At 63.6% G+C, this 12,719-nt stretch carries 13 protein-coding genes; 11 read left to right on the top strand and 2 right to left on the bottom strand.

Annotated elements, in window-relative coordinates:
* Nucleotides 1–51 precede the first annotated feature (51 nt).
* Nucleotides 52–1,647, bottom strand: coding sequence for an ABC transporter substrate-binding protein SapA (gene sapA, locus AB5Y64_RS09430; protein WP_010674532.1), 1,596 nt, complete (start codon nucleotides 1,645–1,647; stop codon nucleotides 52–54).
* Nucleotides 1,648–1,783: 136 nt separating this feature from the next.
* On the bottom strand, nucleotides 1,784–2,824 hold the full coding sequence (pspF, locus tag AB5Y64_RS09425) for a phage shock protein operon transcriptional activator (protein ID WP_247631824.1): 1,041 nt from the start codon (nucleotides 2,822–2,824) through the stop codon (nucleotides 1,784–1,786).
* 196 nt (nucleotides 2,825–3,020) lie between these two features.
* Between pspF and pspA the strand changes: the two genes are divergently transcribed.
* The 11 genes from pspA (at nucleotide 3,021) to AB5Y64_RS09370 (ending at nucleotide 12,556) form a co-directional block, all read left to right on the top strand.
* Nucleotides 3,021–3,701: a phage shock protein PspA gene (pspA, locus tag AB5Y64_RS09420; protein WP_103858954.1), complete on the top strand. Its 681-nt coding sequence runs from the start codon at nucleotides 3,021–3,023 to the stop codon at nucleotides 3,699–3,701.
* A 3-nt stretch (nucleotides 3,702–3,704) separates the two neighbouring features.
* Nucleotides 3,705–3,941, top strand: a complete 237-nt coding sequence (gene pspB, locus AB5Y64_RS09415; RefSeq protein WP_005300084.1) for an envelope stress response membrane protein PspB — start codon at nucleotides 3,705–3,707, stop codon at nucleotides 3,939–3,941.
* A gap of 106 nt (nucleotides 3,942–4,047) precedes the next feature.
* Nucleotides 4,048–4,452: an envelope stress response membrane protein PspC gene (gene pspC, locus AB5Y64_RS09410; protein WP_052815256.1), complete on the top strand. Its 405-nt coding sequence runs from the start codon at nucleotides 4,048–4,050 to the stop codon at nucleotides 4,450–4,452.
* A gap of 72 nt (nucleotides 4,453–4,524) precedes the next feature.
* Nucleotides 4,525–5,931, top strand: a complete 1,407-nt coding sequence (locus tag AB5Y64_RS09405) for a YcjX family protein (protein ID WP_103858955.1) — start codon at nucleotides 4,525–4,527, stop codon at nucleotides 5,929–5,931.
* 49 nt (nucleotides 5,932–5,980) lie between these two features.
* Entirely contained in the window at nucleotides 5,981–7,024 is a 1,044-nt protein-coding gene (locus AB5Y64_RS09400) for a YcjF family protein (protein ID WP_183148520.1), read from the top strand.
* Between the two features lie 166 nt (nucleotides 7,025–7,190).
* Nucleotides 7,191–7,985 carry a phenylalanine 4-monooxygenase gene (gene phhA / locus AB5Y64_RS09395; RefSeq protein ID WP_041215282.1) on the top strand — a complete coding sequence of 265 codons (795 nt, stop codon included), beginning with the start codon at nucleotides 7,191–7,193 and terminating at the stop codon, nucleotides 7,983–7,985.
* Between the two features lie 41 nt (nucleotides 7,986–8,026).
* A complete protein-coding gene (locus tag AB5Y64_RS09390) occupies nucleotides 8,027–8,365 on the top strand; it encodes a 4a-hydroxytetrahydrobiopterin dehydratase (protein ID WP_010674539.1) in 339 nt (112 codons plus the stop codon).
* 142 nt (nucleotides 8,366–8,507) lie between these two features.
* Nucleotides 8,508–10,055 carry a transcriptional regulator TyrR gene (gene tyrR / locus AB5Y64_RS09385; protein WP_368203675.1) on the top strand — a complete coding sequence of 516 codons (1,548 nt, stop codon included), beginning with the start codon at nucleotides 8,508–8,510 and terminating at the stop codon, nucleotides 10,053–10,055.
* A 198-nt stretch (nucleotides 10,056–10,253) separates the two neighbouring features.
* Nucleotides 10,254–10,796: a YfiR family protein gene (locus tag AB5Y64_RS09380; RefSeq protein WP_269429286.1), complete on the top strand. Its 543-nt coding sequence runs from the start codon at nucleotides 10,254–10,256 to the stop codon at nucleotides 10,794–10,796.
* Nucleotides 10,793–12,034 (top strand): diguanylate cyclase, encoded by a 1,242-nt coding sequence (locus tag AB5Y64_RS09375; RefSeq protein WP_279982798.1) that lies wholly within the window; start codon nucleotides 10,793–10,795, stop codon nucleotides 12,032–12,034. The genes AB5Y64_RS09380 and AB5Y64_RS09375 overlap by 4 nt, the downstream gene beginning before the upstream one ends.
* 33 nt (nucleotides 12,035–12,067) lie before the next feature.
* Nucleotides 12,068–12,556, top strand: coding sequence for an OmpA family protein (locus AB5Y64_RS09370; RefSeq protein ID WP_368203673.1), 489 nt, complete (start codon nucleotides 12,068–12,070; stop codon nucleotides 12,554–12,556).
* The last annotated feature ends 163 nt before the right edge of the window (nucleotides 12,557–12,719 follow it).

Here is a 12,719-nt window from a genome sequence, read left to right as displayed (position 1 = left end):
CCTGGGGGCGGTGCGCCGATGGCCCGACGATGGAGTGGTTATCTGTCATGGTCACTCCCGATGGGCCTGGTTGAAGGTGGTGCCGCCAAAGGGCATCAGGGTCAGCCCCTGAATGTCGCTGCGACTCACCTGGGTTCTCAGGGCATGGGCCAGGGGAATGAGCGGCAACTGCTCGTTGAGCAGGGACTGGGCATAGTAATAGTTGCGCAGGCGGAAGGCGAGCTGCGGGGTGGTCACCGCATCGTCCAGCAGTTGATCGAAGGCGGGGCTGCACCAGCGGCTGTAGTTGTTGCCCCGCTCGACGGCGGCGCAGCTCAGCAACTGGCGGAAGAAGTTGTCCGGATCCGCGTTGTCGGCGATCCAGCCCGAGAGCAGGCTGTCATATTGTCCATGGGCGAGCCGGGTTTCGATGACCGGCCAGGCCTGCTGCACTATCTTGAGGCTCACCCCAATCTTGGCGAAATCGCTGCGCATCAGTTGCGCCGTTTTGAGGCCGTCCGGGTTGTAGGGACGGGCGCCGGGTTGCACCAGCACCTGCATCTCGAAGCCGTTGGGGTAGCCCGCGTCCTTGAGCAACTGGCGAGCGAGCTTGAGATCCGGCTTGCGCTGGGGCAGGGAGGGGTTGTAGCCCCATGAGAGGGGCGGCAGCAGGCTGGCGGCACTCTGGCCGGTCTCGAAATAGACCGCCTGCAGCAGATTCTGCACATTGATGGCGCTGGCGAGGGCCTGGCGCACTTGCACCTTGTTGAACGGGGCCTTGCGGGTATTGAGGGCGAGGAAGGCGACGTTCATCCCCGACTGCACCGACAGATCCAGGTGGGAGTCTTTGTCTATCACCGACAACTGGCTGGCAGAGGGGGTGCTCATCACGTCGCACTCGCCGGTCAGCAGCTTGGCAAGGCGCTTGGAGGATTTGGGGGTGATGTCGTAGATGAGCTGCTCCATTCTGGCCTCGCCGCCCCAGTAGCCGGGGTGACGCAGGTAGCGCACGAACTCGTTGTGGCGATACTCCTTGAAGCTGAAGGGGCCGGTGCCGATGGGGCGGCTGTCCAGCAGCGCCGGGGTGCCGGCCTTTAGCATCTGCTCCCCGTACTCGGCGGAGAGCACGATGGCGTAGTCGCTGGCCAGGGTGGCGAGGAAGGAGGCATCGGGGCGGTTCAGCTCGAACACCACCTCATAGGGCCCCTTCTTGTAGACCCGCTTGATGAGGTTGCCGAGCCCCAGGCTGTAAAAATAGGGGTACTCGCCGCCGGAGACGGCGTGGAAGGGGTGGTGTTCGTCCAGCAGACGCTGCCAGGTGAACAGGACGTCGTCGGCATTGAAGTGACGGGTCGGGCTGAACCAGGGGGTACGGTGGAAGGTCACTCCCTTGCGCAGGGTCAGGGTATAGGAGAGGCCGTCCTCGCTGCTTTGCCAGCGGGTGGCGAGCCCCCCTTCGATGCCGAGGGTGTTGGCATTGACCTCGAGCAGGCGATCGTAGATGGGACGGGCACTGGCATCCAGGGTCGCATCCGAATTGGCAAGCTGCGGGTTGAAGGTTCGGGGTGCCCCTTCGGCACAATAGATGAGCCCGGTTTTGGAGGCTTCATCGCGTTTCTGACAGCCGCTGACCAGGACCAAGAGACCAAGCAGCAGGGGGGTGAGCATTCTCATGTTGGAACCATGTTTTCAGACAAAGTTGCCCGCCAGGGGGCGGGCGCGTTGCGGGGGGCGGCCGGGCAGGCGCTCCCGTCGGGGGTGACGTGCGCCGCGTTATCCGCGCATACAGACCCGGTGCCAGGCATCAGCCCGCCTCCTGGTTGCCACTGTTGTCATCCCCGTCCAGCAATTGATATTTGCGCAGCATCCCCCGGAACTGGTGATAGCTCAGGGCCAGCAACTGGGCTGCTTTGCGCTGATTATACTGGGATTGCTGCATCGCTTGCTTGAGTAAATTAATCTCGTACTCCGCCACCGCCCCTTTGAGATCCAGCGGCAGGGTCGGGGCCGTCTCTGCCGAGGTCGGCGCGTCCGTGGAAGGGGCGGCGTCACCTCGGGCACGGGGGCGCCAGGGGGAGTCAAAGGGATTGAGCACCAGATCCGCCAGCGGCAACTGGGGGTTGCCCTGGCGATAGAGACTGCGCTCCACCACGTTCTTGAGCTCCCGCACGTTGCCCGGCCAGGGGTAATCTTGCAGCAGCTGGGTCGCCTTGCGCGAGAAGCCGGCAAAGAGCGGATACCCCAGCTCCCGGGTCATGCCGTGGGCGAAGTGCTCCGCCAGCATCAGGATGTCCTCGCGCCGCTCCCGCAGGGGGGGCAGGGTGATGACGTCGAAGGCGAGCCGGTCCAGCAGGTCGTGACGAAACCGTCCTTTCTGTGCCAGTGCAGGCAGATCCTCGTTGGTGGCGCACACCAGCCGCACATCCACCTTGAGGGGCTTGGCGCCGCCCACCCGCTCGAACTCCCCGTACTCGATGACCCGCAGCAGTTTTTCCTGCACCCGGGCGCTGGTGGTGGCCAGTTCGTCGAGGAACAGGGTGCCGCCGTCGGCCCGCTCGAAGCGCCCCTGATGACGCTTGGCGGCGCCAGTGAAAGAGCCCGCCTCGTGGCCAAACAGCTCGGTCTCCAGCAGGCTCTCGCTCAAGGTGGCGCAGTTGATGGTGACAAAGCTTTGATCCCAGCGATCCGAGAGATAATGTAGGCGGTGGGCGATGAGCTCCTTGCCGGTCCCACGCTCGCCGATGATGAGCACGGGCTTGCGCAGCGGCGCGAGGCGCGATGCCTGCTCGATGATTTCTAGAAATGCGTTGGATTCACCCAACAGACTTTCCGTGGCCGTGGTCATCCCTGCCCCTGTGAGTTGAAAAATCTGGTTAATCTTACCAAAAGTTGGTTATTTTAATCATCACTTGTTTCCCCGGGACTTGAACTGCATTCTGAGTGCCCATATAAATCAACAAGTTAAATATTGTTCCAGATTGGCACACAAGTTGCCATTGTCAATGGAGACACAACCCGATGCCTATCACAGGAGTACAATCATGAGCATTTTTTCTCGCCTGGCCGACATCATCAATTCCAATCTGACGGCCCTGCTCGACAAGGCGGAAGATCCCCAGAAGATGGTGCGTCTGATCATCCAGGAGATGGAAGATGAACTGGTGAAGGAGCGCTCCAACCTGGCCCGCTTCCTCGCGAATCAAAAAGAGATCGGCCGTCAGGTGAGCCGCCATCAGGAGCGGGTCGCCGAGTGGCAGGGCAAGGCCGAGCTGGCCCTGACCAAGGGACGTGAAGATCTGGCTCGTGCTGCCCTCATCGAGAAGAGCAAGCAGGCGGAGCTTGCCGACGCCCTGTCTCGTGAACAGCAGGCGGTGGACAGCGGCATCGAGAAGCTGGGGGAGGAGATCCGCCAGCTGGAAGCCAAGCTGGAAGATGCCCGTGCCCGCCAGAAGGCGATGGCCATTCGCAGCGAAGCCGCCAGCAGCCGCCTCAACGTGCAAAGCCAGGTGGCCCGTGGCGACAGTCAGGCCGTGGTGAGCAAGTTCGAGCGCATGGAGCGCCGCATCGACGAGATGGAAGCCCGCGCCGATCTGGGGCAGTCCGACAAGGCGCTCGCCCAGCAGTTTGCCGAGCTGGAAGCGGACGACCAGATCAGCCGCGAGCTGGAAGCCATGCGCCAAAAGCTGGGCCAGCACAATCCGGCACAGAAACAGGGAGAGTAACAGATGGAAGATCTGCTGGGTGTATTGATGGTTCCCATGGTGGTCTTCATGGTGGTGGTGGCCCCCATCTGGCTGGTGCTGCACTACCGCGCCAAGGGACGCATTGGCGCCGGCCTTGCCGATGGTGAGCGTGAACAGCTGCAGGGCTTGCTGGTGCGTGCCGAGAAGATGCAGGAACGGGTCGGCGCCCTGGAGTCGATTCTGGATGCCGAGGTTCCTGGTTGGAGAAACAAGGTATGACGGTTTTCAATGAGAGATGTCATGACTGTGGCAAAAAGCCGGAGCGGGCCGAAACCGTATTGGCGTCGATTCTGGATGCGGAAGTCCCCGGTTGGAGGCACAAGGTATGAACACTGTCAGTCGTGAAGGGCGCAACCTGTACCGGAATCCCCAGCGGGGCAAGATTGCCGGGGTCTGTGCCGGTCTGGCAGAGTACTTCGGGGTGGAGACCTGGATCGTGCGGCTGCTGGCCATCAGTGGTCTCATCTTCGCCGGTTTCATCACCTTCACCGCCTATATTGCCGCCTGGTTCTTGCTCGACAAGAAGCCGGTCACCCTCTACTCCCAGGAAGATGCCGAGTTCGCAGAGGTGCGGATGAAGGCGCGCAGCTGGCAGGCAGGCGTCACACCTCATCAGGCCCTTGCCCGCATCGGCCAGGAGCTGGATGCACTGGAGCCCAGGGTGCAGCGCATCGAGAAGCTGGTGACCTCCAAGGAGTTCACCCTGCAACGGGAGTTCAGCAAGCTCTAATCGTGCCGGGCCGCGAGGATACTGCCTCGCGGCCGTCTCTCTGATGTGATCACAAGGAGAAGAAGACCCGCCTTGATACGCAACAAACTTGAACACTCCTGGTCTGTGCTCCAGCACAAGGCCGTTGACGCGGTGAACCGGGCCCGGGATCGCCACATCCGGCTGGCGGTCACCGGCCTCTCTCGCAGTGGCAAGACCGCGTTTATCACGGCGCTGGTCAATCAACTGGAGCACGCGGCCATCGACGGTCGTCTGCCACTCTGGGACGCCCAGCGTCAGGGACGCATCCTCGGTGCTCGCCGGGTGCCCCAGCAAAACGCCCACATTCCCACCTTTCCCTATGAACGGGGCCTCGATGCCCTGTTTGGCGATCCGCCCGCCTGGCCCGCGCCGACCCGGGGGGTGGCCGAGGTACGCCTCGAGATCCGTTATCGCACCCGCCATCCGCTGCGTCGGCACCTGGGGGAGATCTCCACCCTCTATGTGGATCTGGTGGATTATCCCGGGGAGTGGCTGCTGGATTTGCCGCTGCTGGATCTGAACTACAAGCAGTGGAGCGAGCAGGTGCGGGAGCAACTGTGCCGCCCCGAGCTGCAAGCCCTGGCGGCAGGCTGGTTGACGCCGCTCTGGCAGGCAGATCAAGCCTTCGAGGAGCGGGCCGCCAGCGAACTGGCCGCCCGCTACACCGATTATCTGCACGCCTGCAAGCAGGATCTCGGGCTTCACCTCATCCAGCCCGGGCGTTTCGTGTTGCCCGGCGAGTATGCCGGTGCGCCGCTGTTGCAATTCGTGCCCTGGGTGTGGGAGATGCCCACGCACTCCCCCGAAGACGGCACTCTCTACGCCACCTTCAAGCAGCGCTTCGAGCAGTACAAGCAGCATCTGGTACAGGGCTTCTATGAGCAGCACTTTGCAGGCTTTGATCGCCAGATCGTGCTGGTGGACTGCCTGGCGCCCCTCAATGCCGGTGCCGCGAGCTTTGGTGACATGCAGCAGGCCATCGCCCGCATCATGGAAAGCTTCGCCTACGGCAAGAGCAACTGGTGGCGCCGTCTGTTCGCCCCGCGCATCGACAAGCTGCTGTTTGTGGCGAGCAAGGCCGATCACGTCACGCCGGAGCAGCACGGGCCTCTGGTGTCGCTCCTGCAGCATCTGGTGAGCCGTGGCCGGGGTCAGGCCCGCTTCGAGGGGATAGAGACCGAATGCCTGGCGCTGGCCGCCATCAAGGCCACCGAGGTGGGCAAGGGGGTGGCAGACGGACGGGAATTTCCCGCCATTCGTGGCACTACCCTCTCGGGCGAGCCCTTGCTGCTCTTCCCGGGGGAGGTGCCTGCCCAGATCCCGCCTGCGCAGTGGTGGAAAACTCAAGGGTTTGATTTTCAGGCCTTTCGCCCGCTGCCCATGAGCGCTCATCAGGCGCTCCCCCATATCCGGCTCGATGCGGCGCTGGAATTCCTGCTCGGGGATCACCTCGAATAACGGGTGGGTGGCCCGCGGTGATCGAGGGGCGCCCACAGGAGAGAATGCGATGAACGATCAGACAAGATGGCGCACCGATGACGCCGCTCCCCTGCAAGGCAAGGTGACGCTGGAGCCCGCGCCCTCGATGGCAAGCGAAGCGCAACCACCGGCCCCGGCCCGGCGGCTGGAAGAGGAGAGCTTCGAGCCTCTGGACGCGCTGGACGAGCTCACCGAGGTGGAACCCGCGCTTCACGTCAGGCCTCGGCGCCGTCATCGTCTGCTGGCCTGGGGGCTGGGCGGGGTGGGGCTGCTGTCCCTTGGCCAGTTTGGCGCTTTTCTGGTGGATCAGTTTGCCGCCTCCCCCTTCTGGGGCGGCGCCTGGCTGCTCGCCTCCGGCCTGGTGGCGGTGGGCACCGCCGGGGTGGCGGGGCGCGAATGGCTGCGGCTGCGCACCTTGAAGCGACGCCAGGATGTGCGCTCAAGAGCCGAGGATCTGCTGGCCCATCAAGGGGTCGGTCAGGGGCAGGCCTTCTGCGAGGCCCTGGCCGAGAAGAGCGGTGACAAGGGGAGGGAAGGGTATCGCACCTGGTTAACCCAGCTTGACGAGAGCCACAGCGATCGGGAAGTGCTGACCCTCTACAGCCAGCTGGTGCTCACCGAGCGGGACAAGCTGGCCCAGGCCCGCGTCGCCAAATGGTCGGGGGAGGCCGCCGTGCTGGTGGCCTTGAGCCCGCTCGCCACCGTCGACATGATGCTGATGCTCTGGCGCAACCTGCGGATGATCGAGGACATCGCCGATGTCTATGCCATCGAGCTCGGCTACTGGAGCCGCATCCGCCTCATCCGTCAGGTGTTTCGCAACATGCTCTATGCGGGAGCCACCGAGCTGGTGACCGAGGTGGGGATGGATCTGCTGGGGGCCGAGCTGACCGCCAAGCTCTCCGCCCGCGCCGCCCAAGGGGTCGGGGCCGGGTTGCTCACCGCGCGCCTCGGGATGCGTACCATGGAAGCCTGTCGTCCGCTCCCCTGGTGTGCCGACGAGAAGCCGAAACTGGGCGAGCTGCGCAAGCGGCTGATCGGCCAGTTGGCGGGTTATCTCAACAAGTCGTGAGGTGGCTGGCACCCGACATGAATGTCACAAATTATTTACAATTGTCAAAAGCAGCCGACCCCGGGGTCGGCTGCTTTTTTGAGGGGCAAACCGTTACAGTGATCCCATGACTCAACGGCCAGTGACCGCCCGGATGGCGGCTGGCACCCGAAGGATGGGAGCACTCATGGCAAGTCTCTACACGGCCCGCCAACCGGATGGGCAGGGCCGGATCCACTACACGGACGAGGAGCACGGCACCTGGCGGATCCTGATTGCACGCCAGCTTGCGGCGCTCGATGGCAAGGCCTGCGACGAATACCAGGCCGGGTTGGCACGCCTCGACCTGCCTCTGGACCGCATCCCCCAGCTGGGCGAGATCAACGCCGCCCTGATGCCCGCCACCGGCTGGTCGGTGGCGGCGGTGCCGGCCCTCATCTCCTTTGATCACTTCTTCGCGCTGCTCGCTGATCGCCGTTTTCCCGTCGCCACCTTCATTCGCCGCCGGGACGAGCTCGACTACCTGCAAGAGCCCGACATCTTCCACGAGATCTTCGGCCACTGCGCCATGCTGACCAACCCGGCCTTTGCCCACTTCACCCACCTGTATGGTCGGCTCGGACTCCATGCGAGCAAGGAGGAGCGGGTCTATCTGGCGCGGCTCTACTGGTTCACGGTGGAGTTCGGTCTCCTGCAGGGGGAGGAGGGGCTGCGTATCTACGGCGGCGGCATTCTCTCCTCCATCGGCGAGACCGCCTATGCCCTCTCGGGCAAGCCCGAACTGCAACCCTTCGATCTGCTGGAGATCCTGCGTACCCCCTATCGCATCGACATCATGCAGCCGACCTATTTCGTGCTGCCTCGTCTCGATACCCTCTATGGTCTGGAGGGGCAGGGGATCATGGCGGCCGTGGCCGAGGCCCGTCGTCTTGGCCTGCGTCCACCCCGCTTTGCCCCCGTTGCCGGCAAGCAGGCGAGCTGACCCGTATTCATTCCCACGATGTTTCATGAAAGGAGTCCCGAATGACTGAACTGGCGAGTCAACGATGCGAGGCGTGCCGCGCCGATGCCCCCAGGGTGAGCGATCAGGAGCTGGGGGAGCTGATGCACCTCATCCCCGACTGGCAGCCCCTGGTGGTCAACGGCGAGCTTCAACTGCGGCGTGAATTTGTGTTTCGCAACTTCAAGGAGGGGCTGGCGTTCACCAACCGCCTCGGAGAACTGGCGGAGGCGGAGTTCCATCATCCGGCGATCTTGCTCGAATGGGGCAAGGTGACCGTGAGCTGGTGGACCCACAAGATAGGCGGCTTGCATCGCAACGATTTCATCATGGCAGCCCGCACCGACGGTCTGATGAAGTAACCGCCGTCTGGCGCCAACGCAGACAGGGCCTGCCCGGTGAAAGCGGGGCAGGCCCGCATTTTTGTGGGGGAGCGCTCGCACTGGCGGGATCGAGTCTGTATTATCCCGTTATTCAGAATGTTAGCTAGGAAGTGTGTGCCGAATGCGTCTTGAAGTCAGCTGTGAAGACCGTCTGGGCCTGACCCGGGAATTGCTCGACCGACTGGTGGAGCACAACATCGATCTGCGCGGCATCGAAATCGATACCTCAGGCATCATCTATCTCAATTTCCCCGAGCTGGAGTTCCGTGACTTTCAGCATCTGATGCCGGAAATTCGCCGCATTCCCGGCGTCTATGACGTCAAGACCATCCCCTACATGCCCTCCGAGCGGGAGCACCACGAGATAGAGGCCCTGCTCAAGGCGCTGCCGGACCTGGTTTTCTCCCTCGACAGCAAGGGGCGGGTGACCCAGGCCAACCAGGCCGCCCTCACCACCCTGGCGTTGCCACCGGACGAGGTGCGCGGCGTGGCGATCGCCTCCCTGGTCAAGGGCTTCTCGTTTGGCCGTTGGCTGGAGTCGGGGGAGATCAAGCCCCAGACCTGCAAGCTGAGCCTCGGTGGCGAAGAGTACCTGGGCGATCTGATGCCGCTGTTCGTGGCCGAAGAGAAGGGCAAGCAGGCTCTGGCCGGCGCCGTGGTGGTGCTCAAATCCGCCCGCCGGGTCGGCATGCACTTCAGTGCCCTGCACGCGGTGGAAGTGGGGGGCTTTGAGCACCTCCAGGCCGAGAGCCAGAAGATGAAAGAGGTGCTGGCCCAGGCAGCCAAGCTCGCGATGCAGGACGCCCCCTTGCTCATCGTGGGAGAGACCGGCACCGGCAAGGAGTTGCTGGCCCGGGCCTGCCACGGCGCCAGCCTGCGCTCCAGCCACCCCTTCATGGCGCTCAACTGTGCGGCCATGCCGGACAACGTGGCCGAGAGCGAGCTGTTCGGCTATGCCCCCGGCGCCTTTGGCAACAACACCGAGGGCAAGCGTGGGGTGCTGGAGCTGGCCAGCGGCGGCACCCTGATGCTGGACGAGATCGGCGACATGTCCCCCCATCTGCAGACCAAGTTCCTGCGGGTGCTGCAAGATGGCGTGTTTCGCCGGGTCGGTGACGAGCAGGAGGTGAGGGTCAACGTGCGCTTCATCTGCACCACCCAGAAGCAGTTGCTGGATCTGGTTCATGAAGGGAAGTTTCGCGAAGATCTCTACTACCGCCTCAATGTGCTTAGCCTCAATCTGCCGCCGCTGCGCGAGCGCAAGGCGGACATCATGGCCCTGGCCCAGCAGTTCGTGTCGCGCTTTGCGAGCGAACTGCAGCGCCCGCGTCCGCGCTTTACCCGCAACATGGCCGAGTACCTCACCGTCTACCGCTGGCCCGGCAACGTGCGCCAGCTGCGCAACTGCCTCTATCGGGCCATGACCCTGCTGGAAGGGGACGAGATTGGACCCGAGCACGTGGACTTGCCGGTGGCGGCCGATGCCATGCCGCTCATCGACGAGTGGTTCGAAGGGGGGCTTGACGAGGCGGTGAAGCGTTTCGAGAGCCGCCTGCTGGAGCGGCTCTACCCGGCGTTCCCCTCCACCCGCCAACTGGCCAAGCGGCTCGGTGTCTCCCATACTGCCATCGCCAACAAGCTGCGCGAATATGGGATTGGCAAGAAGTAGTGTTGATGGACGGTGTCTGCCTGGAGCATTGAGCGCCTTGCAGGCACGGCTGCGACACCCGGTGACGCAACCGTGCCACTTGCCTCTGGGGGCTGGCCACCCGGCTGGTAAGCTCGGTGCGGTGCCATGCAGGCACTCTCATCATGGGCGTCGGGTTACCCCGGCGCCGACCTGGACACTCTCGCGGGCACCATGCAGATGTTTTGTTACCTCCGGTTACTGATGTGGCTGGCGCCACTGTGCTGCATGCTGATGCTGGCAAACCAGGCCATGGCGGCAACCTCCGCCGAGGCGCGCAGCGACATGGTGCGCCAGACTGTGCTCGATATCCTCAGTTACACCCGCTGGCCCAGCGAGCCCGCCAGACTTCGGCTCTGCATCACGGCGCCGACGGAATATGCGTCATCCCTTCTGACCATCGAACGGCAGGCCAATGGCCGACCGGTGGAGGTCCATCGCTACGACATGGACGATGAGGCGCTGATCCAGCGCTGCGATGTCATCTATCTGGGGGTGCTGGCACCGGCGCAGCGCCTCTCCCTGTTCGAACGCCTGCGCGGTCACGCCATCCTCAGCATCAGCGAGCAGAGCCGCGAGTGCATCGCCGATGCGGTCTTCTGTCTGCAGGCCGGGGAGGAGAGGGTGCGTTTTCGGGTCAATCTGGATGCGCTGGCCCGCAGTGGCGTGCGAGTGCACCCGGCCGTGCTCAAGCTGGCGCGAGCCGATGAGGAGGTGCGATGACGGTCCATCACGCCACTCCCCGGCTTACCTTGCGACAGAGTCTGGGGCGCACCCACATGATGATCTCCCTGACTGCCGTCTGCATGGCAGGGCTGTTTCTGACCGTCACGGCGCTGCTGGCGCTGCGCCTTTATGCGGATCACAACCTCAAGCTGGTGGCGCGGGCCATCAGCTACACCACTGAGGCGGCCGTGGTCTTCCATGACAAGGAGGCGGCACTGGATGCCCTGGAGACCATCACCTCCCGGGAAGACATAGCCAGCGCCAGCATAGTGCTGCCGGACGGCCAGGTGCTGGCGAGCTGGCGCCGGGACATCACTACCCCCTGGACCACCCTGGAGCAGCACCTGGCCCGCCTGATCCTGCCGGGGCCCGTGGCGCTCCCCATGGTGCGCGAGCACAAGGAGATAGCCAGGGTGCATCTGGTCGGTCACGGCCAGTACCTGCTGCGATTCCTGTTGCAGACCTTGCTGGCTACCCTGGTGTGCCTGCTCATCAGTATTCTCGGGGCACTCCATGTGGCGCGCCGGATGCAACGCTCCATCACGGCACCCCTCAAGGCCCTGACCGAGGTGGCTTACAACGTCAGCCGCCAGCGGGCCCTCAAGGTGCGGGTGCCGGCGGCCAATATCGCCGAGCTGCACGAGCTGGGTGAGGATTTCAATTCGCTGCTCGATGAGCTGGAAGCCTGGCAGGCCCACCAGAAGCGGGAGAACGCCAGCCTGCTGCATCAGGCAACCCATGATCCCCTGACCGGTCTGCCCAACCGCGCTCTGTTCGAGGCTCGCATGGAGCAGGCCATCCTGGCAGGCAACAAGGGGCATGAAGGTTTTGCCCTGCTCTATCTGGATTGCGATCGTTTCAAGCAGATCAATGACAACCTGGGCCACAGCATCGGCGACGAAGTGCTGATCGCAGTGGCGCGGCGTGTGCAGCATCAGCTCAGGCCCCTGGATCTGGTCTGCCGGCTGGGGGGAGATGAGTTCGTCATCCTCCTGACCCCGATCCATGGGGAGGACGAGGTGCGCGAGGTGATAGGGCGAGTGCAGCAGGCCATGAACACCCCCGTGGTATTGAGTGACGGTCGCCATCTCGGGGTGGGGATCAGCATCGGCTCTGCCCGCTATCCCGAGCAGGGGAAGACGGCGGATGCCCTGCTGCAATGGGCAGACGACGCCATGTATCAAGCCAAACGACAACGCAGGGAGGAGAGAGAAACACGAAAAACGAGCACGTGAAGTTGAACCGGAAATAGTGAAAGGATGATAAGAATGCGCATGTTGAACCCGATCAAAGCGGGCCTGGTGGCACTGTTGCTGAGTGTGCTGGCGGCGTGCCAGAGCCCTCCCCAGGGGCTCACGGCGGAGCAGATCGCCGCCTTGAAGGAGCAGGGATTTCACCTGACCGACCAGGGATGGACCCTGGATATCTCCAACAAGGTGCTGTTCGCCAACAATGTGGGGGCCCTCAACCCCGAGACCCGCCAGGTGGTGGAGAAACTCGGCAAGGCCCTGATTGAGGTAGGACTGAACCGGGCCCGGGTGGACGGTCATACCGACTCCAACGGTGATGAGGCCTACAACCAGCAACTCTCCCTCAAGCGGGCACGGTCGGTGGCCGATGTCCTGGTGTCGGTGGGTATGCCCCAGGGGAACCTGGATATCCGTGGCCGCGGAGAAGAGGCGCCCATCGCTGACAACGCGACCGCTGCCGGACGAGCGGAAAATCGCCGGGTTGCCATCATCATCGGCAATGGCTGACCCCGTCAGCCGGTATCGGCGCGGCGCTCCCGTCGGGAGCCTTGAATCAACCGCCTGATCCCGTGTGTGCCACCACTCTCCAGTGGGAGAGTGGCTCTCTTCCCTTGTTGTTTCACGTCTTCCTTGCCTGACGCGCTGCTGCCCTGATGGGGACAGAGTGACG

The sequence above is a fragment of the Aeromonas sp. R5-1 genome (genome assembly GCF_040908265.1).
Lineage (GTDB): Bacteria > Pseudomonadota > Gammaproteobacteria > Enterobacterales > Aeromonadaceae > Aeromonas > Aeromonas caviae.
Note: the sequence above shows the minus strand (reverse complement) of the source record. Positions and strands in the feature narration are given on the sequence as shown.

Excerpts from the sequence above, each read along its gene's own strand:
- sapA (WP_010674532.1), bottom strand. The coding sequence starts at position 1,647 with ATGCTCACCCCCCTGCTGCTTGGTCTCTTGGTCCTGGTCAGCGGCTGT.
- pspF (WP_247631824.1), bottom strand. The coding sequence starts at position 2,824 with ATGACCACGGCCACGGAAAGTCTGTTGGGTGAATCCAACGCATTTCTA.
- pspA (WP_103858954.1), top strand. The coding sequence starts at position 3,021 with ATGAGCATTTTTTCTCGCCTGGCCGACATCATCAATTCCAATCTGACG.
- pspB (WP_005300084.1), top strand. The coding sequence starts at position 3,705 with ATGGAAGATCTGCTGGGTGTATTGATGGTTCCCATGGTGGTCTTCATG.
- pspC (WP_052815256.1), top strand. The coding sequence starts at position 4,048 with ATGAACACTGTCAGTCGTGAAGGGCGCAACCTGTACCGGAATCCCCAG.
- AB5Y64_RS09400 (WP_183148520.1), top strand. The coding sequence starts at position 5,981 with ATGAACGATCAGACAAGATGGCGCACCGATGACGCCGCTCCCCTGCAA.
- phhA (WP_041215282.1), top strand. The coding sequence starts at position 7,191 with ATGGCAAGTCTCTACACGGCCCGCCAACCGGATGGGCAGGGCCGGATC.
- AB5Y64_RS09390 (WP_010674539.1), top strand. The coding sequence starts at position 8,027 with ATGACTGAACTGGCGAGTCAACGATGCGAGGCGTGCCGCGCCGATGCC.
- tyrR (WP_368203675.1), top strand. The coding sequence starts at position 8,508 with ATGCGTCTTGAAGTCAGCTGTGAAGACCGTCTGGGCCTGACCCGGGAA.
- AB5Y64_RS09380 (WP_269429286.1), top strand. The coding sequence starts at position 10,254 with ATGTTTTGTTACCTCCGGTTACTGATGTGGCTGGCGCCACTGTGCTGC.
- AB5Y64_RS09375 (WP_279982798.1), top strand. The coding sequence starts at position 10,793 with ATGACGGTCCATCACGCCACTCCCCGGCTTACCTTGCGACAGAGTCTG.
- AB5Y64_RS09370 (WP_368203673.1), top strand. The coding sequence starts at position 12,068 with ATGCGCATGTTGAACCCGATCAAAGCGGGCCTGGTGGCACTGTTGCTG.